We start from the raw sequence: 19610 nt of genomic DNA on the forward strand, positions 1-19610 counted from the left end.
CGACGGGGCGAGGCCGGCCGGCCGCGCCGCGCGTCAGTGCGCCTCGGCCCAGTTCGCGCCCCGGCCCGCATCCACCACCAGCGGCACGCTCAGCTTGACCGCCGGCATCGCGGCGCCCTCCATGACCTCGCGCACGCGGTCGATGACGCGGTCCTCGGCGCCCGCGTCGACCTCGAAGATCAGCTCGTCATGGACCTGCAGCAGCATTCGCGCCGGCAGCCCCTCGATCGCCGCGTCCATCCGGATCATCGCGCGGCGGATGATGTCGGCCGCCGTGCCCTGGATCGGCGCGTTGATCGCGGCGCGGCGGGCGAAGCCGGCATGCGGCCCGCGGGCGTTGATCTCGGGCGTGTTGATCCGCCGGCCGAACAGGGTGGAGACATGGCCGTGTTCCTTGGCGAACTTCACCGTGTCGTCCATGTAGGCCTTGATGCCCGGGAAGCGCTCGAAATAGCGGTCGATGAAGCCCTGCGCGTCGCTGCGCGGGATGCGCAGGTTCCGCGACAGGCCGAAGCCCGAGATACCGTAGATCACCCCGAAATTGATCGCCTTGGCCTGCCGCCGGATTTCCGGCGTCATCTCGTCCAGCGGTACGTTGAACATCTCGGACGCGGTGGCGGCATGAATGTCGAGCCCGTCGGCGAAGGCCTCCTTCAGGGCGCCGATATCGGCGATATGGGCGAGGATGCGCAGCTCGATCTGCGAGTAGTCCAGCGACAGCAGCACCTTGCCCGCGTCGGCGACGAAGGCCTCGCGGATGCGGCGGCCTTCCTCGGTGCGCACCGGGATGTTCTGCAGGTTCGGGTCGTTCGAGGCCAGCCGGCCGGTGCTCGCCCCGGCGATGGAATAGCAGGTGTGGACCCGCCCCGTGTCGGCGTTGATGTGGGTCTGCAGCGCGTCGGTATAGGTCGATTTCAGCTTCTGCACCTGGCGCCAGTCCAGCACCCGCGCCGGCAGGTCGTGGGTCGTGGCCAGATCCTCCAGCACGTCCGCCGGGGTGGAATACTTGCCCGTCTTGCCCTTCTTGCCGCCGTCCAGACCCATCCGCTCGAACAGGATCTCGCCCACCTGGGAGGGCGAGCCGACGTTGAACTTCTCGCCCGCGAGCTCGTGGATCTCGTCTTCGAGCTGCGCCATCTTCTGCGCGAAGGCCCCGGACATGCGGGACAGCGTGTCGCGGTCGACCTTGATGCCGGCCATCTCCATGCGTTTCAGGACCGGCACCATCGGGCGTTCCAGCGTCTCGTAGACCGTCGTGACACGCTCGCGGTGAAGCTGCGGCTTGAACTGCTGCCACAGGCGCAGGGTGATGTCGGCGTCCTCGGCGGCGTATTTCACGGCCTCGCCGATCTCGACCTTGTCGAAGGTGATCTGGCTCTTGCCGCTGCCGATCAGCTCCTTGATCGGGATCGGCTGGTGTCCGAGATAGCGTTCGGACAGCGTGTCCATACCGTGGCCGTGGATGCCGGCATGCATGGCGTAGGACATCAGCATGGTGTCGTCGATCGGCGCGATCTCCACCCCGAGGCGGGCGAAGATCTTGGCGTCGTATTTCATGTTCTGGCCGATCTTCAGGACCGCGTCGTCCTCCAGCACCGGCTTCAGCATCGTCAGCGCGGTGTCGAGGTCGATCTGCCCCTCGGCGCGCTTGCCGTCGTCGAACAGGTCGCCGTTGCCCGCATGATGCGCCAGCGGGATATAGCAGGCCTGCCCCGGCTCCACCGACAGCGAGATGCCCACGAGCGCGGCGGTCATCTCGTTGAGGCCGGTCGTCTCGGTGTCGATGGCGACATAGCCGCGGTCGTTGATCCGGTCGATCCAGCCCTGCAGCGCGGCGGCATCCTTCACCCATTCGTAGTCGTCGGGCACGAAGGGCAGTTGCTCCTGCTCCTCCTCCGGCATGTCCTCCGAACGCGCCTCCTCGATCGCCGGGGCCTCGACGCCCAGCGCCTCGGCCACGCGGCGGGTCACGGTTCGGAACTCCATCTCTTGCAGGAAGGACAACAGCTTGTCCGGATCGGGCGCGACCACCTCCAGGTCGTCCAGCGTCACCTCGACCGGCGTGTCGCAGTCGAGCGTGACGAGCTGCTTCGACAGCTCGATCTGATCGCGGTGCTCGATCAGGGTCTGGCGGCGCTTGGGCTGCTTGATCTCCTCGGCGCGGTTCAGCAGCTCTTCCAGTGTGCCGTATTCGTTGATCAGCAGCGCGGCGGTCTTGATCCCGATCCCCGGCGCGCCGGGGATGTTGTCGACGGAATCGCCGGCCAGGGCCTGCACGTCGACCACCCTGTCGGGGCCGACGCCGAACTTGGCCTCGACCTCCTCCACCCCGATCCGGTTGTTCTTCATCGCGTCGAACATCTCGACCCCGCCGCCGACGAGTTGCATCAGGTCCTTGTCGGACGAGATGATCGTGACCCGCCCGCCGGCATCGCGGGCCTGGCAGGCCAGCGCGGCGATGATGTCGTCGGCCTCGTAGCCCTCCTGCTCCAGGCAGGCGATGGAGAAGGCGCGGGTGGCGTCGCGGGTCAGCGGGATCTGCGGGCGCAGGTCCTCGGGCATCTCGTCGCGGTTCGCCTTGTAGGCGTCGTACATGTCGTTCCGGAACGTGTGGCTGCCCTTGTCGAAGACCACCGCCACATGGGTCGGCGCGTCGGGGCCCTTGTTCTCCTCCACCATCTTCCAGATCATGTTGACGAAGCCCGAGACCGCCCCGATCGGCATGCCGTCGGAGCGGCGCGTGAGCGGCGGCAGGGCGTGGAACGCGCGGAAGATGAAGGCCGAGCCGTCGATCAGGTGCAGGTGGCATCCCTTGCCGAAAGTGGTGCTCATGGGTCCGTCCGCGCGTGAATGTGTGTCGACCGTGCTTTTGACATGAACGCCGCGCTGCCGCCAGTCGTTGCCGCGAATTGTCCGGCTGCCGGGCTGGGGCGGGGGCCGGGCGGGTCGGCCCGTCACTGTGCCGATGCGCGCCGCAGTCCGGTCCCGCCACCCGTCATCGGTGCCGATTGGGAAACGATTCACCGTATTTCGCCCCGACTCTCCCGCCTTTGCCCCGCATTCCGAAAGGAAGCGGTGCAACCGTCGGTGGCTTTCGTTAGGGTCGCGCCGGGGGCGTTTCGGGGGAGGGCGTTCGGGACCGCAGGAGGCGTGGCCGTGGTATCAGTGCGCATGTTCAAGAGTCGAAACCTGACCGTGGCCCTGGCCGCGCTGACCCTGGTGGCGGGGCTTGCGGGCGGCGCCCGGGCGAAGTCGTCCCGGATTCTGGCCCTCGGCGACTCGCTGATGGCGATGAACGGCATCACCGGCCACTCGATCGCCGATTACCTGCGCAGGTCGCTCGGCGCCCAGGTGGTGAACCGCTCTGTCCCCGCGGCGCATATGGTCTACCGCCTGCCGATCACCGGCAGCCTCGGCATGTCGATCCCGGCGCAGTTCCGCAAGAGCGACCGCGGCTGGGACTGGGTCGTGATGACCGGGGGCGGCAACGACCTGTGGCTCGGCTGCCAATGCGCGGTCTGCGACCGGCGGATCGACAAGATGATCTCGGCCGACGGCACCCGCGGCGAGATTCCGCAGCTGTTCCATCGCGTCCAGCAGACCGGCGCGCAGGTCGTCTATGTCGGCTATCTGCGCAGCCCCGGCATCCGCACGCCCATCGAGCACTGCAAGGACGAGGGCGACGAGCTGGAGGCCCGGATCGCGCGGCTGGCGGCCCGCGTGCCGGGGGTGCATTACGTCTCGCTCCACGACCTCGTGCCGCCGGGCGACACCAGCTATTTCGCGATCGACGGCATTCACCCCTCGGTCAAGGCCAGCCGCGAGATCGCGGCGCGGGTCGTGGCGCTGATGACGAAGCACGGCGCCCGTCCGGCCCCGGGGCTCGTGACGCGCGACGTGGCGCAGTAACGGTCGGCCTATTCCGGCCGCGGCGCCAGGCGGGCGGCAATGGCCGGAAGCTCGGACCAGTCGTCGAAATGGGCGTCGTGGTACAGCTCTTCCACCGGCGTCTTGCGGAAGCCCCTGGTATAAAGCGCCATCGGCACCTTGGCCGCCTGCGCCGTCGCCGCGTCGACCTCGCTGTCGCCGACATAGAGAACCCGGCGCACGGGCAGCTGGTCGATGATGTGCCGCACCGGTGCCGGGTCGGGCTTGCGCGGGTAGGGGCCGTCGCCATAGGCGAAGGCGTCGAAATAGCGCTCCAGCCCGAGATGCCTGAGCACGCCGTGCGTCGGCCCCTCCGGCTTGTTGGTGCACAGGCCCAGCCGGTAGCCTTCGGCCTTCAGCGCCTCCAGCGCGTCGACGGCGCCGGGAAAGACGACCGTGTGCTCCACCGCCGTCTCGTAGCGGGCGTGGAACCGGTCGTACATCCGCTTGTGGCGCGCGGGGCTGTCCTCCAGCCCCGACGCCTCGATGCAATGGGTGATCAGCTTGCCCAGCCCGTTGCCCACGAAGCCCTGGATCGTCTCGGGCGACAGCGGCGCCAGCCCCTCCGCCTCCAGCATCTCGGTGGCGCAGGCATGGATGTCCAGCGTCGCGTCGATCAGCGTGCCGTCGAGGTCGAAAACGACCCCGCTCATGCGGCCTTCCACTTGATGCCGCAGCCCATCGACGGCACCTGCTCGGCCGGACCCTCGCCGGTCCTGGCGATCTGCCGCATCGCGTCCAGCAGGTCGGTGGTCGTGTCCGGCCCCGCCGGGTTCTTGCCGGCGTCGTCCAGCCGGCCGCGGTATTGCAGCTTCAGATCGGCGTTGTAGCCGAAGAAATCCGGCGTGCAGACCGCGCCGTAGGCCTTCGCCACCTCCTGGCTCTCGTCGTAGAGATAGGGGAAGGGAAAGCCGTGTTCCTCGGCGACGGCCTTCATGTTCTCGAAGCTGTCGTCGGGATGGGTTGTCACGTCGTTCGACGAGATCGCGGCCACGCCGATATGCATGTTCTGGAGATCCTGCGCGACGACGATGAACCGCTCCAGGATCGCCTTCACGTAGGGGCAGTGGTTGCAGATGAACACGATCAGCGTGCCCTTCTCGCCGGCCACGTCGGCCAGCGAATAGGTCTTGCCGTCGGTCGCGGGCAGGGTGAAATCGGGGGCGGGGGTGCCGAAATCGCAGACGGGGGGACGTTCAGCCATGGGTTCCTCCTTTATCCTTCGCGGCGGAGTATAGCGCCGGGGACGGAACGTGCCATGGGGTGGGAGTGACGCAGGGCGGAGAGAACGGAGCCGCGCGAGGGTCGACGCGCGCGGGGGCGCACCGGCAATTGAGCTTCTCGTTTTATGGCTGCCAGGTTCGGACGACCTCCGAACTCTGCGATAACGTCCACCACAGCGCCGCCGCTCGGGTGCGCGTCGGCGCTTGCGCGGCGGCTTCGCCTTGTTCCGCGCTGGGGCCACGTACGGAAGCCCCGCGCGAACGTCCGGTCGCCGCTCGGAACTCCCTCCCTCAGATCGGCGTGCGCGGGTCCGAGATGAAGCCGTCGATCCGGTAGACGCTGCCATAGGCGCCGGGGTTGGTCATCACCCGCACTTCCGACCAATCGTTGGCGGCCGAGACATCCTTGACCGGCATCGACAGCGACACCTGGTTGCGGTGCCAGTTGGCATGGTGGATGCGGATCTCGCGGTCGGACACCACCTCGGAGACCACCGCGATATGCCCCATCGGCAGCTTGCCCGTGCCGCTGAACGCCATGACTGCCCCGACCAGCGGCGTCTTGCCGCGGTGGTACAGCCCCTTCGCCTGCGGCCACCAGGTGTCGGCATTGCCGCGAATCTCGATCCCGCTGGCATTGCGCGCGAAGGGCACGCACCACACCCGCGCGCCAGTCGCCCGCAGATCCGTCGCCGTGCTGATCGCGCGGCTGACAAGCTCGGGGTTCAGTGCGCCGGACGGTTCCTCCGGGGCGCGCGCGCAGGCGGCGCCGAGCATGAGAACGGCACACAGGCCCATCAGGCGCAGCGGCGACGGCTGCAGGAAGGTGGCGATGGTCATTCTGTCCCTCGGCATTCTCGTGACGGCCGCGGCCCTTTCGCGGGCCTTGTGGACAAGTTTCGGCAAATCGCCGGAAAAATCAAGGCCTCAGGCGGCCTGGCCCGTGGCCAACTCCGCCGCCTGGCGGATCGCGCGGATATTCTCGCCGTAGACACCGGCCTTTGCGACCGACCCGCCTTTGAACACGGCCGAGCCCGCCACCAGCGCGTCGGCCCCCGCACGCGCCACCAGCGGCGCCGTCTCGGGCGTCACCCCGCCGTCGACCTCGATATGCACCGGCCGGTCGCCGATCATCGTCCGCAGGGCGCGGATCTTCCCCGTCATGTCGAGGAAGGACTGCCCGCCGAAGCCCGGATTCACCGTCATCACGCAGACCAGATCCACGAGGTCTAGCACATGCGCCACCGCCTCGGCCGGCGTGCCGGGGTTCAGCGCGACGCCCGCCCTGGCACCCGTCGCGCGGATCGCCTGCAATGTGCGGTGGATATGCGGGCCGGCCTCGACATGCGCCGTGATGATGTCGGCGCCCGCTTCGGCGAAGGCGTCGATATAGGGGTCGACCGGCGCGATCATCAGGTGGACGTCCATGACCGTACTCACATGCGGCCGGAACGCCTTTACCGCCGGCGGACCGAAGGTGAGATTGGGCACGAAATGCCCGTCCATCACGTCCACATGGACCCAGTCGGCGCCCTGCTCCTCGATGGCGCGAATCTCGCGGCCGAAATCGGCGAAATCGGCGGAGAGGATCGAGGGGGCGATCTTGATTCTGCGGTCGAAGCTCATGCGCGGGGTCTCCGGAGGCTGGCGTGCGCGCCGCTCCTACAGCGGAACCGGCCCGGGCGTCCAGAGCCGTGGGGGAAAGCGGCTTCGAAGCCGCTTTCCTGCGCCGCCCCCGGACCGCGCGGCCAAGGGCCTTGCAAGGCCCTTGCCCCAAGGCGCTTGCAAGCGCCTTGCCGTGCGCCGGTCGGGCACGGCAGGATGCCGCCCGACAGGGAGGACCGCCATGACAGACCCCGACACCACGGATTCCGAAACCATTGCCTTCGCCGATGTGGTGCGCCAGCGCCGCTCCACCCGCAAGTTCGAGCCGGGCCGCGCCGTCGGCCGCGATGTGCTGACGCGCATCGTCGATTGCGGCCGCTGGGCCCCTTCGGGCGCCAACACCCAGTGCTGGGACTTCATCGTCGTCGACGACCCCGACCGGCGCGAGGCCGTGCGCCAGGTGTTCCTCGACCAGGCGCATCGGCTGGTGGATCACGCCAAGGGATTCCCGGCCGTGTCGAAGAACTACCTCGCCAACACCGTGGCCATCGTGCTGGTGCTGGGCGACCCGCGCTGGAAGGTCTGCTTTCCGCAGCCGACCAGCCCGGACTGGGAGGCGGAATACGACGACAACAACGAGGCGATCTTCCTGTGCTCGCTCGGCGCCGCGATCCAGAACATCCAGCTGGCGGTGACGGCAGAGGGCCTGACCTCGGCCTGGCTCTCGGGCGGCGGCGAGGAGACCACGAACCGCGAACTGGCCGCGATCCTGGGCTATCCCGAGTGGATGCGTGCCTATGGCACGATCCCCATCGGCTACCCGGTCGCCACGCAGGACCGCCGGTATCGCCGGCCGATCGAGCAGGTCTGCCACTGGAACGGCTACGAGCCGCAGCACTACCGCCGCCATGCGCAGGTGGATTTCTACGAGAGCACCCTGCGCCCCTTCGCGATGTACCGCGACATCGAGGATCTGCGCGACTGGGACGACTATGCGCAGAAGCTGGGCGACTGGGGGCCGGCCTTCACCACCGGCACGGCGAATCCCGACGGCCGGCTGGAGCCGGAGGCGGATTTCACCCGGCCGCGCACCGCCGGACGGGCGACAAAGGCGCGCAACCGCTGATCCGGGACGGCGGCGCCCCGAGCGGCCGCGGCGTGTTGCGACGGCACGGGGCCCTGCCAAGCCTCGACAAGCGGCCCGAAAACCGGTCACCTGTCGCGAGACCCACGACCGGAGACGCCCCATGCCCGACGCGCCGCTGACGCTCGACGCCCTGACCCTCGCCGCCGAGGCCGGAGAGATCGACACCGTCATCGTCGCGCAGGTCGACATGCAGGGTCGGCTGATGGGCAAGCGGTTCCACGTCGCGGACTTCCTCGACCATGCCCGCGATCACACCCATTCCTGCAACTACCTGCTGACCGTCGACATGGAGATGGAGCCGGTGCCGGGCTACAAATCCGCCTCCTGGGCGCAGGGCTACGGCGACTACATTATGAAGCCTGACCTCGCGACCCTGCGCCGCATCCCCTGGGCCGCGGGCACGGCGCTGGTCCTGTGCGACCTGCTCGACCATGCGGGCGAGGCCGAGGTGCCGGTCTCGCCCCGCGCGATCCTCAAGCGGCAGCTCGCGCGGCTGGCCGATATGGGGCTCTCGGCGATGATGGCCTCCGAACTGGAATTCTACCTGTTCCGCCAGTCCTTCGAGGAAGCCCACGCCTCGGGCTACCGCAGCCTCGACCCGGTCAGCCCCTATAACGAGGACTATCACCTCTTCACAACCGTGCGCGACGAGCCGGTGATGCGCCCCCTGCGCAATGGCCTCTACGGCGCCGGCATCCCGGTGGAGAACTCCAAGGGCGAGGCCTGGGCCGGGCAGGAGGAGATCAACGTGCGCTACGCCGACGCGCTGACCGCGGCGGACAACCACGTGCTGACCAAGCAGGCCGCCAAGGAGATCGCGCTTCAGGCCGGCCACGCCGTCACCTTCATGGCGAAATACGCCGATGCGCCCGCCGGATCCTCCTGCCACGTGCACCAGTCGCTCTGGACGCCCGAGGGCAACCCAGCCTTCCTGGACGCGGAGGCCCCGCATGGCATGTCCGCGCTGATGCAGCGCTATGTCGCCGGGCTGCTGGCGCATCTGCCCGAGATCACCCTGTTCCTCGCGCCCAACATCAATTCCTACAAGCGCTTCGTCGCCGGCACCTTCGCGCCCACCCGCGCGGTCTGGTCCCGCGACAACCGCACCGCCGGCTTCCGGCTGGTGGGCGAGGGCACGAAGGGTATCCGCATCGAGAACCGGATCGGCGGGGCGGACCTGAACCCCTATCTCGCCTTTGCCGCCCAGATCGCCGCCGGCATGGCCGGCATCGAGAAGGGGCTCGACCTGGAGCCCGAATTCACCGGCGATGCCTATGCCGCCGAGGCCGCCCGCGCCATCCCGGCCACGCTGCGCGACGCGGCGGGGCGGGCGAACGGCTCGAAGATGCTGCGCGCCTCCTTCGGCGACGACGTGGTCGACCACTACGTCCACGCCGCCGAATGGGAGCAGTCCGAATACGACCGCCGCGTCACCGACTGGGAGGTGGCGCGCGGGTTCGAACGGTCTTGACCGCTGCCGGCCGCGCCCCAGACTGACAATCATGGCCAGGGGCATCCTCCTCGACATCGCCGGCCTGCTGCATGACGGCGGCACGCCGATTCCCGGCGCGGCCGAGGCCGTGGCGCGGCTGCGCGCGGCCGGTCTGCCGGTGCGGTTCCTGACCAACACCACCAGCAAGCCGAAACGCGCGGTGCTGGAGCAGATCGCGGCGTTGGGGATCGACGTGGAGCCTGAGGACGTGTTCACCCCGGCGCAGGCGGCCCGCGACCGGCTGATCGCCGAGGGCCGCGCGCCGCACCTGCTGATCCATCCCGACCTCGCCGAGGATTTCGAGGGCTGGCCGGAAGACGGCCCGAAGACGGTCGTCGTCGGCGATGCCGGGCGGTATTTCACCTACGAGGCGCTCAACGCTGCCTTCCGCGTGCTGGCCGAGGGGGCGCCGTTCCTTGCGCTGGCGGCCAACCGGGTGTTCCGCGACGGCGACGGGGCGCTGTCGATGGACGCCGGCGCCTTCGTCAAGGCGCTGGAATATGCCTCGGGCACCGAGGCGGTGGTTCTGGGCAAGCCGGCGCCCGCGTTTTTCGCGGCGGCGGCCGAGAGCATGGGCTGTGCGCTGGACGACACCGCGATGATCGGCGACGACGCCGAGGCGGACGTGGCCGGCGCCCTCCGCGCCGGGGTCGGGACGGCGGTTCTGGTGCGCACGGGCAAGTTCGCGGAGGGGGACGAGACCGCTCACGAGCCCGCGCCCAGCCAGGTGGCAGACGATCTCGCGGCTGCGGTCGACTGGCTTCTGGAGTGATGACCGGACCGCGCCCGCCGGCGCGGAACACGATCTTCTAGAAGATCGTGCCGCGCGGAATTTTCTAGAAAATTCCGTAATGTCAAAATCTTCTAGAAGATTTTGCCCCCGGGAGGCCGGTGAAGCGAAAGCAGCCCGCGCGGGCCGCCGATCCCGCGACGGGCACCGCGGGAGGGATGTTCCAGCCGACACGGCTTGACGCGCCTCCGGCCCCGCCGGACAGTGCCCGCCGGGGAGGAGAGCATGCACGCATTGTCCAGGCGCGACGGGTCTTGGCCAAGAACACCGGGCGGGTGCGTGCCGGGCTCGGCCGATGCCGGCCCCACGGGCCCCGTCCGCCCGGCTGCTCATGCAGGCTGATGTCGCCATCATCGGCTGCGGCCCGACCGGCGCGCTTCTGGGCAACCTGCTGGGCGCGCGCGGCCTGAGCGTCGCGATCTTCGAGAAACAGCCCGCTATCTACGACCTCCCCCGTGCCGTCCATTTCGACGGCGAGACGATGCGTGTGTTCCAGTCCGCCGGGCTGGCCGAAGCGGTGCTGCCGGAAACCCGCGTGAACCCGGGGATGCTGTTCAAGGATCCCGCGGGCCGGACGCTCATCGACTGGTCCCGCGACATGTCCATCGGCCCGATGGGCTGGCCCGAAAGCTACCGCTTCCACCAGCCGGGGCTAGAGCGGGTGCTGCGGGCGGGGCTGGCCCGCTACCCGAATGTCAGGCTCCACGAGTCGACCGCCGTCACCGCGCACCGGCAGGACGATACGGGCGTGACGCTGACCACCGACAAGGGCACCTACGGCGCTGCCCATGTCGTCGCCTGCGACGGCACCGGCTCGCCCACGCGCGAGGCGCTGGGGATCGGCCTGCACGACCTGGGCTTTCACGAGCGCTGGCTGGTGGTCGATCTCCGTCTCACCCGCGACCGCCCCGACCTGGGCGACCACTCGATCCAGTTCTGCGACCCCGAGCGCCCGGCCACCTACGTCCGCTGCGTCGGCCCGCGCCGCCGCTGGGAGATGCGGATCGACTCGGGCGACCCCGATCACTTCGCGCCGGACGAAATCTGGCGCCGCCTGTCCCGCTGGATCACGCCCGCCGACGCCGACCTGGAACGCGCCGCCGTCTACACCTTCCGTTCGCGCCTCGCCGCGCGCTGGCGCGAGGGCCGCGTCTTTCTCGCCGGCGACGCCGCCCACCAGACGCCGCCCTTCATGGGGCAGGGGATGTGCGCCGGCATCCGCGACGCGGCCAACCTCGCCTGGAAGCTGGCGGCGGTGCACCACGGCGTCGACCCCGCGATCCTCGACACCTACGAGTCCGAGCGTGCGCCCAACGCCCGCGCCTTCATCCAGCTTGCCGCCGATATGGGCCAGCTCATCAACCAGACGGTCCAGGGCCACCTGCCGCAGGGCCGGATGCGTTCGATCTGGCCCGACCTCGGCCCCGGCCTCGGCCCCCGCGACGGCATCGGCGGCGCATTGGCACCGCAGGTCGGCCGCGCCGACGACGCCGCGCCCACCGGCTTCCACCTCCTCACCCGCGCGCCCTTCGACGCCGACCTGCCCGCCGCCCAGGGCGCCGAGGACTGGCTCGCGGAACGCGACCTCTTCGGTGTGATCCTGCGCCCCGACGGCTACGCGCTCGACCACGCGGCGACGCCGGAGGGTCTGCACGAGGCGCTGGCGCGGCATGCCGACCTGCTGGATGCCGTGCCGCCGCGCAGGCTCTGATCTGTTCTCGCCCGTCCGACTGGATTACAGAACGTCCATGACAGGACGACCGGACATCATCGTGGCGATCGACGGCGGCGGCTCGGGCTGCCGCGTGGCGCTTTGCACGGCCGACGGAACCCGCATCGCACAGGCCGAGGGTGCCGCCGCCAACGTCGCCTCGGATTTCGATGCCGCGGTCGGCCATCTCGCCGCAACGCTGGAGACGGCCCGCGCGCAGGCCGGCCTCGCTCCGGCCGACCTGCGCCGCGCGCCGGCCTGGGCCGGTCTCGCCGGTGCCATCGAGCCCGCGATATGCGCCCGGGTCGCCGCCGCCTTGCCGCTCGACGATGTGCATGTCAGCGACGACCGCCCCACGACCATGGCCGGGGCTCTGGGCGGGGCCGACGGCTGCCTCGCCGCCGCCGGCACCGGCTCGTTCTTCGGCCGCCAGGTAGACGGCCGCCACCGCTTCGTCGGCGGCTGGGGGCTGCAGCTCGGCGATCAGGCCTCCGGCGCCTGGCTCGGCCGCAAGCTGCTGTCGGCCGTGGTCGACTGGCAGGACGGCCTCCGCCCGCAGACGCCGCTGCTCGAAGAGACCTTCGCCGGTTTCCGCACCCCGGCGGAGGTGGCCTATTTCTCCCTGCGCGCCACGCCCACCGACTATGCCGCCTTCGCCCCGCGCATTGTCGCCGCGGCGGGGCAGGGCGATGCGCTGGGCCGCAGCCTGATGCAGGAAGGCGCCGACTGGATCGCCCGGTGCCTCCACGCTCTCGGCGCGGAAGCGGGAGAGACGGTCTGCCTCACCGGCGGCATGGGCCCGCATTATGCGGGCTATCTGCCCGCCGACCTCACCGCCGCGCTGATCCCGCCGCGGGGCACGCCGCTCGATGGCGCGATCCTGCTGGCCGCCGACCGCGCCCGGCGCGCCGCGTGAGCCGCCACGTCCATATCGCCCGCGCCGTGTTCGACGGCACGCGGCTGCACGAAGGCCACGCGCTGCTGGTGGAGGACGGCCGGGTCGCCGGCCTTACCGCGGAGCCGCCCGCGGGCATGCCCGTCACCGACCACGGCGACGCGATCCTCGCCCCCGGCTTCGTCGACCTGCAGGTCAATGGCGGCGGCGGCGTGATGCTGGACTGCAGCGCGACGCCTGGCACGCTCGCCCGCATCGCCGAGGCGCACGCCCGGCGCGGCACCACGGCGCTCTTGCCCACGCTGATCACCGATACCCCGGACGCGACCCGCGCCGTGATCGACGCCGTCGCGCAGGCCATCGCCGCGGGCACCCCCGGCATCGCCGGCTTGCATCTCGAAGGCCCGCACCTGTCGACCGCGAAGAAGGGCGCCCACCGTGCCGACCTCGTCCGTCCGATGACCGACACCGACCTCGCGCGCCTGCGCGAGGCTGCCGCGCGCCTGCCCGCGCTGATGGTCACCGTCGCGCCGGAGGCCGTCCCGCCCGACCGGATCGCCGCGCTGGTCGAGGCCGGCATTATAGTCTCCCTCGGCCACAGCAACGCGCCCTACGACAGCTGCATCGCGGCCGCCGCGGCGGGCGCCCGCTGTGTCACGCATCTGTTCAACGCGATGAGCCCGCTCGACTCCCGCGCCCCCGGCCTCGTCGGCGCTGCGCTCGACTGCGGCACGCTGGCGGCGGGTGTCATCGCCGACGGCATCCACATCCACCCCGCGACGCTCGGCGCGGCGCTCCGCGCCAAGCGGGGGCCGGCCCGCCTGTTCCTCGTCACCGACGCGATGGCCGTCGCCGGCACCGACCGCGATTGCTTCGCGCTGAACGGACGCCGAATCGCGCGCCGCGACGGGCAGCTGATGCTCGAGGACGGCACGCTCGCTGGCGCCGATCTCGACATGCCCCGCGCCCTCGCGCAGGTCGCGGCGCTGGGCGTCGGTCCCGAACAGGCGCTCGCCATGGCCACGTCGATCCCGGCCGCGGTGATCGCGCAGGGCGACCGCCTCGGCCACCTCGCCCCGGGGCGCGCGGCCGACTTCGTCGCCCTGACCCCGGACTGGCAGCTCGGCTCCGTCTGGCGCGGAGCCGACAAAATCTTCCAGAAGATTTTGCCCCGCCGAGATTTCTAGAAATCTCGGCCCCGCACGATCTTCTGGAAGATCGTGCCCCCTCTCGACCCGCCGCCCGCCGCCGCGCTATGCTCGGCCGCAAAACCACGAACGGCAGGTCGCGATGCAGTTTCCCCCGACTCACTCCCGCCGCGCCGCGCTGGCGCTCTTCGCCGCCGGCGGCCTCGCCGCCTGTTCCGGCGGCCCCGGCCGGTTCGCCACAGGCCCCGCCGACGAGGCGCCCGGCACCGATTACCGGCCCGTGCCCAACCCGGGCTTCGACGCCTGGGTCGCGTCGTTCCGCAATCGCGCCCAGGGCGCCGGCATCTCCGAGGCGACGCTGGGCCGCGCCCTGCGCGATGTGGGCTTTCTGCCCGACGTGATCGAGCGCGACCGCAACCAGGCCGAGGTGCAGCGCTCGCTGCAGGACTACCTCGCGCTGGCGGTGGACGACGACCGCGTGTCGAACGGCCGCGCGGCGCTGCGCCGCCACGACGCCACGCTCTCGGCCATCGAGGCGCGCTATGGCGTCGAGAAGGAGGTGGTCACGGCCATCTGGGGCGTGGAAAGCCGCTATGGCAAGCGCCGCGGCGATATCCCCGTGGTCTCCGCGCTGGCGACGCTCGCTTATGACGGCCGCCGCGGCGGGTTCTTCGAGAAGCAGCTGATCGCCGCCCTGCGCATCCTGCAGAACGGCGATATCACCGTCGACCGGATGACCGGCAGCTGGGCCGGCGCCATGGGGCATACGCAGTTCATCCCCACCTCCTACCAGGCCTATGCCGTGGATTTCACCGGCGACGGGCGCCGCGATATCTGGTCAGAGGATCCGACCGACGCGCTGGCCTCCACCGCCGCCTACCTGCAGAATTCCGGTTGGCGCCGCGGCCAGCTCTGGGGGGTGGAGGTGACGGTGCCGGCCGGCTTCGACGCCGGGCAGGCCGGGCGCGGGCGCAACCGTTCGGTGGCCGACTGGCAGGCGCAGGGCGTGCGGCCGGCCGCCGGCGGGGCGCTGCCCGATCACGGGCCGGCGGCGATTCTGCTGCCCGCGGGACCGAGCGGCCCGGGCTTCCTGACCTTCCGCAACTTCGGCGTCATCGCGCGCTACAACAACGCCGACAAATACGTGATCGCCGTCGGCCACCTCGCCGACCGCATCGCCGGCGCCGGCCCCCTGCGCGGCACCTTTCCGCCGGATGCGCAGGGGCTGACGCTGGCCGACCGCAAGGAACTGCAGCGCCGCCTGACCGCCGCCGGCTTCGACACGGACGGCACCGACGGCGTGGTCGGCCCCGACACCATCGCCGCCATCGAGGCATACGAGCGGGCGAACGGCCTGCCGGTGACCGGCACGGCGACGCGGGCGCTTTTGCAGCGGCTGCGGGGGTAGGGCGCCCGGTTCGCGCGGGCGTTGGCGCGCTGGAATGGAAGGGGCGGTTTCCCGTCCGGCACGACGTTCCGCGCCTACCGAATGGCAGGCTGCGGGTCCGGTGCGTCCTGTGCCGACGTGCCCTGTGCTACCGGACCCTCGCGGGCCGCGGCCGCCCGCGGGTTCAGGCGGCCTGAAGGTCGGCGACGGCCAGCATGCGGTCGCGCTCTGCGCCGTACAGCACCGCGCGGGCACGACCGGCGCCGCGGGGCACCACGGCGATGCGGCAGGCGGCTCCCACCTCCAGCGGCGCCATGAACCGGCAGGTCAGGCGCGACAGCGTGCCGTCCAGCACGGGCTCGGCCAGGGGCTGGATCAGCGCGAGCAGCAGCATTCCGGGCACGATGGGCGCGGCAAAGCCGAGGGCCGCGGCCGCCTCCGGATCCCGGTGAATCGGGTTTTCGTCGCCGGAAAGCGCAAGGTAGCGATCCGTCTGCGACCGGGACACGGTGACGGGGGCGGTTTCGGCGGCCTCGGCCAGCATCGCGGCGCGGAAGGGCGCAGCGGCCGCGCCGGCGACCTGCGCCACGTCGTAGAGCCGCAGCGCCGTGGTCAGCGTCACAGCGACGCTCCCGGCCTCCAGGACAAAGGTATATTCGGTGCCGCTGGCGCCATCGGTGGCGCGCGCCGTGGCGCGCAGGGGGCTGTCCGGCGGCAGCGGGCCGGAGCGGTCGATCCGCTGGTAGTCATGCACCAGAACCTGCCCGTGTGCCGCCTCCGGCACCGGCAGCGCGGCCTTCACGGCCGGGTCGGAGAACAGCATTGCCGGGGCGGTCCAGGGCTGATCCCGCGGGGCCGCGCCGGTGATCTCTGCGATCAGTGCCGAAAGCGCCTGGGTGGCGGCGGCGGGAAGGGACAGGGAAAGCGTCATCTGCGGTGCGCCCGTCCGGGTCTGCGCGATGCCGTCCGTCGCGCGACGACACGCAATGGCCCGAGGCGCGCGCGTGGCCCGTGACCGCCCGTCATCCGCTAGAGCCGCGCGGCGCTGCCGAGGATCAGCGAGGCGTTGATGCCGCCGAAGGCGAAGGAGTTGCACATCGCCGCGGGCGCGTCGAAGGCCCTTGCCGCGCCATGCACCGGTTCGAACCCGATGGCCGGGTCGAGTTCGCCGAAATTGCCCGAGGGCGGGGCGAGGCGGTTGCGCAGGGCCTGCAGCGTGATGATCGTCTCCAGCGCGCCGGCGGCGCCGAGCGCGTGGCCGTGGATCGGCTTGGTCGAAGACACCGCGACCTCGTCGAAACGGTTGCCGAAGACGCGGCGCATCGCCTGCGTCTCGGACAGGTCGTTGGCGACCGTGGCGGTGCCGTGAGCGTTGACATAGCCCACCTCGTCCGCCCGCAGCCCGGCATCGGCCATCGCGCGGGTCATCGCGCCGGCGGCACCGTCGGGGTCGGGGCGCAGCAGGTCGCCCGCGTCCGTCGTGGTACCGTAGCCCACGATCTCGGCCAGCGGTTCGGCGCCGCGGGCCTCGGCGGCCTCCAGCGTCTCCAGGATCAGGATGCCGGCGCCTTCGCCCAGCATCATGCCGTTGCGGTCGCGCGAGAACGGACGGCAGGCGTCGGGCGACAGGACGCGCAGCATCTCCCAGGCGCGGAACACGCCGGCGACGACGCAGGCCTCCGACCCGCCGGTGATGCAGCGCTCCATCGCGCCGGCGCGGATCAGCTGATAGGCGAGCCCGATCGACTGGCTCGCCGAGGAACAGGCGGTGGAGATGCAGTAGGCCGGCCCGCGCGCGCCCCAGGTCATCGAGATCCAGGACGCGGCGGCGTTCGTCATGATCTTGGGGATCGCCATCGCGTCGAGGCGCTGGGGCGACCCGCCGTAATGCTGGGTGAAGAATTTCAGGTAATTGGCGTCGAGCGTCTCGGCCCCGCCGAAGCCGGAGCCGACGATCACGCCGCAGTCCTCGCCGAAGTCCGCCTCGGTCAGGCCGGCCTGGGTGATGGCCTCGTCCGCGGCGATCAGAGCGAAGCCGGCGACGCGGTCTTGCATCCGGGGCTTCAGCCGGTCGGCATAGGGGGCGAGCATCGCCGCGTCGATCGACGCGGCGATCTTCACCTTCTGGTCGGGAATCGTATCGAAGTCGATCTCGCGGGCAGCCGACACGCCGTCGCGCGCCGACGACCAGAGGGCATCGACGCCGGCGCCGCAGGGCGAGAACGCCCCGGCGCCCGTAATGACGATCCGGGGCGGCGTCATGCTTCGGATTGTTCGAGTATCTTGCGCGACGCGACGGAGAGAAGGTCCTGAACGGTCTTCAGATCGGCCATCTCGTTATCGACCGAGATGTAGATTCCGTATTTCTCCTCGATCGCCATCAGGATCATGATGAAATCGGCCGATGCGATATCCAGTTCGGCCAATTGCGCATCGCGCGACAGCGCGTCGCGTTCGATCATGCCTTCCTCGGCGACGAGGTCCAGGAGCTCTTCTTCGAGCTTCTCGTTGTCTGTGGCGTTGTCGTTGCGCATCTGCGCTCCCTGCGCGATAAGGCCCGGCGTCATTACTCAAGCAAAGCAGTCCGGATTGCAACACATGACCGCGCTTTCTCGAACACCGGCGGCAATCCGGGCACGGTCGGTTGCTTTCTATCTGCTGTGCGTGGCCTCGACCCTGCCGTTCCTGCCGCTGCTGGTGCTGATCTTCGCGCCCGTGCGGGTCGGATGGCCGGTGCTGCGGGCCTATTTTTCGGTGCAGATATGGCTGTTGCGGGTGGTCTGCGGCCAGCGGGTCCGGGTCACGGGGGAGGAAAACCTGCCCGACGGGCCTTGCCTGATGGCCGCGCGGCACGAGTCGGCCTGGGAGACGCTGTACCTGCCGTGGCGCTTCGGCAATCCGGCGGTGATGCTGAAGCGCGAACTGCTGGACATCCCGCTGGTCGGCAATATCGCGCGCAAGCTGAAATACATCCCGATCGACCGGTCGGGAGACCTCGAGACGGCGCGCGCCTCGTTCGACGCGGCGAATGCCGAGGTGGCGGAGGGGCGGCGGATCCTGATCTTTCCCGCCGGCACGCGCGATCCGGCGGGGCGCGACGCGATGCAGTCGGGGGTGGCGGTGCTGTATCGCCAGCTCGGACTGCCCTGCGTGCCGGTGACCCACAACTCGGGCGACATCTGGCCGCACAGGTCCTGGCTGCGCCGTCCCGGCGAGGTGGAGATTCGCATTCTGCCGCCGATTCCGCCGGGCGAGAAGACGCGCGTGTTCCTGGAGCATCTGGGCGCGGCGCTGGGGGCGGCGAACCGCCCGGGCGCGGCCGGTGCGGGCGCGCCCGTGGCGACGCGGGGCCCGGTGACGCCGCGCGCCTGACGGGCGCGGCGCCGGTCAGCGTCAGGCGTCCGCCTTCACCTGCTGGCGCTGGCGGCCGAGGCCGGCGATTTCCAGCTCCATCACGTCGCCCTCCTTGAGGTAGACCGGCTCGGGCTTCATGCCCAGCCCGACGCCCGGCGGGGTGCCGGTGGAGATCACGTCGCCCGGATGCAGGGTGAACAGCTGCGACAGGTGGCTGACGATCTGCGCGACGGTGAAGATCATGGTCTTCGTGTTTCCGGTCTGCATCCGCTTGCCGTTCACGTCGAGCCACATGTCGAGGTTCTGCACGTCCTCGACCTCGTCGCGCGTCACCAGCCACGGGCCGGTGGGGCCGAAGGTGTCGCAGCTCTTGCCCTTGGTCCATTGGCCGGAGATCTTCGCCTGGAAATGCCGCTCGGACACGTCGTTGAGCGTGCAGTAGCCGGCGACGTGGTTCAGCGCCTCGGCCGCTGAGACGTATTTCGCCCTGGTGCCGATGATCACGCCCAGTTCCACCTCCCAGTCGGTGGAGGTGGAGCCCCGCGGCATCACCACGTCGTCGTTCGGGCCGGTGATGGCGGAGTTGGCCTTCATGAACAGGATCGGGTGCTCGGGCGGCTCGGCGCCGGTCTCGGCGGCGTGGTCGGAGTAGTTCAGGCCGATGCACATGAACTTGCCGATGCCGCCGACGCAGGGGCCGAGGCGGGGTTTGGTCTGCACGACCGACAGGGTCTTGACGTCGATCCCGCGCAGCCGGTCGAGACCGCGGTCGGACAAGACGTCGCCGGCGATGTCTGGGACATGCGGGCTGAGGTCGCGGATATGCCCGTCGGCGTCGATCAGGCCGGGCTTTTCCTCGCCCGGGGCGCCGTAGCGGCAGAGTTTCATGATGTCGTCTCCTCGTTTCGTTGCGCGGCGGGCCGCGAATTTT

At 70.3% G+C, this 19610-nt stretch carries 18 protein-coding genes; 9 read left to right on the forward strand and 9 right to left on the reverse strand.

Translation table 11 applies throughout. The features are described from left to right. Nucleotides 1–33: 33 nt before the first annotated feature. On the reverse strand, nt 34–2832 hold the full coding sequence (gene polA, locus P1J78_RS12575) for a DNA polymerase I (RefSeq protein ID WP_275567716.1): 2799 nt from the start codon (nt 2830–2832) through the stop codon (nt 34–36). Between the two features lie 339 nt (nt 2833–3171). Here polA and P1J78_RS12580 point away from each other — a divergent pair, with 339 nt between their 5' ends. Next, on the forward strand, nt 3172–3909 hold the full coding sequence (locus tag P1J78_RS12580; RefSeq protein ID WP_275567717.1) for an SGNH/GDSL hydrolase family protein: 738 nt from the start codon (nt 3172–3174) through the stop codon (nt 3907–3909). An 8-nt stretch (nt 3910–3917) separates the two neighbouring features. On the opposite strand, the gene gph is transcribed toward P1J78_RS12580, so the two are convergent. From gph to rpe, 4 genes are all read right to left on the reverse strand, one after another. Continuing rightward, nucleotides 3918–4580, reverse strand: coding sequence for a phosphoglycolate phosphatase (gene gph / locus P1J78_RS12585; protein WP_275567718.1), 663 nt, complete (start codon nt 4578–4580; stop codon nt 3918–3920). Then, on the reverse strand, nt 4577–5131 hold the full coding sequence (locus P1J78_RS12590) for a thioredoxin family protein (RefSeq protein ID WP_275567719.1): 555 nt from the start codon (nt 5129–5131) through the stop codon (nt 4577–4579). Before P1J78_RS12590 ends, gph begins: the two co-directional genes overlap by 4 nt. A 310-nt stretch (nt 5132–5441) precedes the next feature. Beyond that, a complete protein-coding gene (locus tag P1J78_RS12595; RefSeq protein ID WP_275567720.1) occupies nt 5442–5990 on the reverse strand; it encodes a CHAP domain-containing protein in 549 nt (182 codons plus the stop codon). 87 nt (nt 5991–6077) lie between these two features. After that, nucleotides 6078–6776, reverse strand: coding sequence for a ribulose-phosphate 3-epimerase (gene rpe, locus P1J78_RS12600; RefSeq protein ID WP_275567721.1), 699 nt, complete (start codon nt 6774–6776; stop codon nt 6078–6080). Nucleotides 6777–6996: 220 nt separating this feature from the next. Between rpe and P1J78_RS12605 the strand changes: the two genes are divergently transcribed. From P1J78_RS12605 to P1J78_RS12635, 7 genes are all read left to right on the forward strand, one after another. Further along, nucleotides 6997–7881, forward strand: a complete 885-nt coding sequence (locus P1J78_RS12605; RefSeq protein WP_275567722.1) for a nitroreductase family protein — start codon at nt 6997–6999, stop codon at nt 7879–7881. Nucleotides 7882–8002: 121 nt separating this feature from the next. Beyond that, entirely contained in the window at nt 8003–9373 is a 1371-nt protein-coding gene (locus P1J78_RS12610) for a glutamine synthetase family protein (protein ID WP_275567723.1), read from the forward strand. A gap of 31 nt (nt 9374–9404) precedes the next feature. Further along, on the forward strand, nt 9405–10166 hold the full coding sequence (locus tag P1J78_RS12615; protein ID WP_275567724.1) for a TIGR01458 family HAD-type hydrolase: 762 nt from the start codon (nt 9405–9407) through the stop codon (nt 10164–10166). Nucleotides 10167–10515: 349 nt separating this feature from the next. Next, nucleotides 10516–11895, forward strand: coding sequence for a bifunctional 3-(3-hydroxy-phenyl)propionate/3-hydroxycinnamic acid hydroxylase MhpA (gene mhpA, locus P1J78_RS12620; protein WP_275567725.1), 1380 nt, complete (start codon nt 10516–10518; stop codon nt 11893–11895). Between the two features lie 37 nt (nt 11896–11932). Beyond that, nucleotides 11933–12811, forward strand: a complete 879-nt coding sequence (locus P1J78_RS12625; RefSeq protein WP_275567726.1) for a glucosamine kinase nucleotide-binding domain-containing protein — start codon at nt 11933–11935, stop codon at nt 12809–12811. Next, on the forward strand, nt 12808–13977 hold the full coding sequence (gene nagA / locus P1J78_RS12630; protein WP_275567727.1) for an N-acetylglucosamine-6-phosphate deacetylase: 1170 nt from the start codon (nt 12808–12810) through the stop codon (nt 13975–13977). The genes P1J78_RS12625 and nagA overlap by 4 nt, the downstream gene beginning before the upstream one ends. 103 nt (nt 13978–14080) lie before the next feature. Then, nucleotides 14081–15346: a lytic murein transglycosylase gene (locus P1J78_RS12635; RefSeq protein WP_275567728.1), complete on the forward strand. Its 1266-nt coding sequence runs from the start codon at nt 14081–14083 to the stop codon at nt 15344–15346. Between the two features lie 163 nt (nt 15347–15509). Here P1J78_RS12635 and P1J78_RS12640 read toward each other — a convergent pair whose 3' ends face one another. The 3 genes from P1J78_RS12640 to P1J78_RS12650 all read right to left on the reverse strand — a co-directional run bounded on the left by P1J78_RS12640 (nt 15510) and on the right by P1J78_RS12650 (nt 17859). Continuing rightward, nucleotides 15510–16256 (reverse strand): MaoC family dehydratase, encoded by a 747-nt coding sequence (locus P1J78_RS12640; protein WP_275567729.1) that lies wholly within the window; start codon nt 16254–16256, stop codon nt 15510–15512. A gap of 98 nt (nt 16257–16354) precedes the next feature. Next, nucleotides 16355–17587: a beta-ketoacyl-[acyl-carrier-protein] synthase family protein gene (locus P1J78_RS12645; protein ID WP_275567730.1), complete on the reverse strand. Its 1233-nt coding sequence runs from the start codon at nt 17585–17587 to the stop codon at nt 16355–16357. Further along, on the reverse strand, nt 17584–17859 hold the full coding sequence (locus P1J78_RS12650; protein ID WP_275567731.1) for a phosphopantetheine-binding protein: 276 nt from the start codon (nt 17857–17859) through the stop codon (nt 17584–17586). The genes P1J78_RS12645 and P1J78_RS12650 overlap by 4 nt, the downstream gene beginning before the upstream one ends. Nucleotides 17860–17923: 64 nt before the next feature. Between P1J78_RS12650 and P1J78_RS12655 the strand changes: the two genes are divergently transcribed. Beyond that, nucleotides 17924–18697 carry a lysophospholipid acyltransferase family protein gene (locus P1J78_RS12655; RefSeq protein WP_275567732.1) on the forward strand — a complete coding sequence of 258 codons (774 nt, stop codon included), beginning with the start codon at nt 17924–17926 and terminating at the stop codon, nt 18695–18697. Nucleotides 18698–18718: 21 nt separating this feature from the next. On the opposite strand, the gene P1J78_RS12660 is transcribed toward P1J78_RS12655, so the two are convergent. Continuing rightward, nucleotides 18719–19567 carry a fumarylacetoacetate hydrolase family protein gene (locus P1J78_RS12660; protein WP_275567733.1) on the reverse strand — a complete coding sequence of 283 codons (849 nt, stop codon included), beginning with the start codon at nt 19565–19567 and terminating at the stop codon, nt 18719–18721. Nucleotides 19568–19610: the final 43 nt, after the last annotated feature.

The organism is Psychromarinibacter sediminicola (assembly GCF_029168335.1).
Classification (GTDB): Bacteria; Pseudomonadota; Alphaproteobacteria; order Rhodobacterales; family Rhodobacteraceae; genus Psychromarinibacter; species Psychromarinibacter sediminicola.

Excerpts from the sequence above, each read along its gene's own strand:
- polA (WP_275567716.1), bottom strand. The coding sequence starts at position 2,832 with ATGAGCACCACTTTCGGCAAGGGATGCCACCTGCACCTGATCGACGGC.
- P1J78_RS12580 (WP_275567717.1), top strand. The coding sequence starts at position 3,172 with ATGTTCAAGAGTCGAAACCTGACCGTGGCCCTGGCCGCGCTGACCCTG.
- gph (WP_275567718.1), bottom strand. The coding sequence starts at position 4,580 with ATGAGCGGGGTCGTTTTCGACCTCGACGGCACGCTGATCGACGCGACG.
- P1J78_RS12590 (WP_275567719.1), bottom strand. The coding sequence starts at position 5,131 with ATGGCTGAACGTCCCCCCGTCTGCGATTTCGGCACCCCCGCCCCCGAT.
- P1J78_RS12595 (WP_275567720.1), bottom strand. The coding sequence starts at position 5,990 with ATGACCATCGCCACCTTCCTGCAGCCGTCGCCGCTGCGCCTGATGGGC.
- rpe (WP_275567721.1), bottom strand. The coding sequence starts at position 6,776 with ATGAGCTTCGACCGCAGAATCAAGATCGCCCCCTCGATCCTCTCCGCC.
- P1J78_RS12605 (WP_275567722.1), top strand. The coding sequence starts at position 6,997 with ATGACAGACCCCGACACCACGGATTCCGAAACCATTGCCTTCGCCGAT.
- P1J78_RS12610 (WP_275567723.1), top strand. The coding sequence starts at position 8,003 with ATGCCCGACGCGCCGCTGACGCTCGACGCCCTGACCCTCGCCGCCGAG.
- P1J78_RS12615 (WP_275567724.1), top strand. The coding sequence starts at position 9,405 with ATGGCCAGGGGCATCCTCCTCGACATCGCCGGCCTGCTGCATGACGGC.
- mhpA (WP_275567725.1), top strand. The coding sequence starts at position 10,516 with ATGCAGGCTGATGTCGCCATCATCGGCTGCGGCCCGACCGGCGCGCTT.
- P1J78_RS12625 (WP_275567726.1), top strand. The coding sequence starts at position 11,933 with ATGACAGGACGACCGGACATCATCGTGGCGATCGACGGCGGCGGCTCG.
- P1J78_RS12635 (WP_275567728.1), top strand. The coding sequence starts at position 14,081 with ATGCAGTTTCCCCCGACTCACTCCCGCCGCGCCGCGCTGGCGCTCTTC.
- P1J78_RS12640 (WP_275567729.1), bottom strand. The coding sequence starts at position 16,256 with ATGACGCTTTCCCTGTCCCTTCCCGCCGCCGCCACCCAGGCGCTTTCG.
- P1J78_RS12645 (WP_275567730.1), bottom strand. The coding sequence starts at position 17,587 with ATGACGCCGCCCCGGATCGTCATTACGGGCGCCGGGGCGTTCTCGCCC.
- P1J78_RS12650 (WP_275567731.1), bottom strand. The coding sequence starts at position 17,859 with ATGCGCAACGACAACGCCACAGACAACGAGAAGCTCGAAGAAGAGCTC.
- P1J78_RS12655 (WP_275567732.1), top strand. The coding sequence starts at position 17,924 with ATGACCGCGCTTTCTCGAACACCGGCGGCAATCCGGGCACGGTCGGTT.
- P1J78_RS12660 (WP_275567733.1), bottom strand. The coding sequence starts at position 19,567 with ATGAAACTCTGCCGCTACGGCGCCCCGGGCGAGGAAAAGCCCGGCCTG.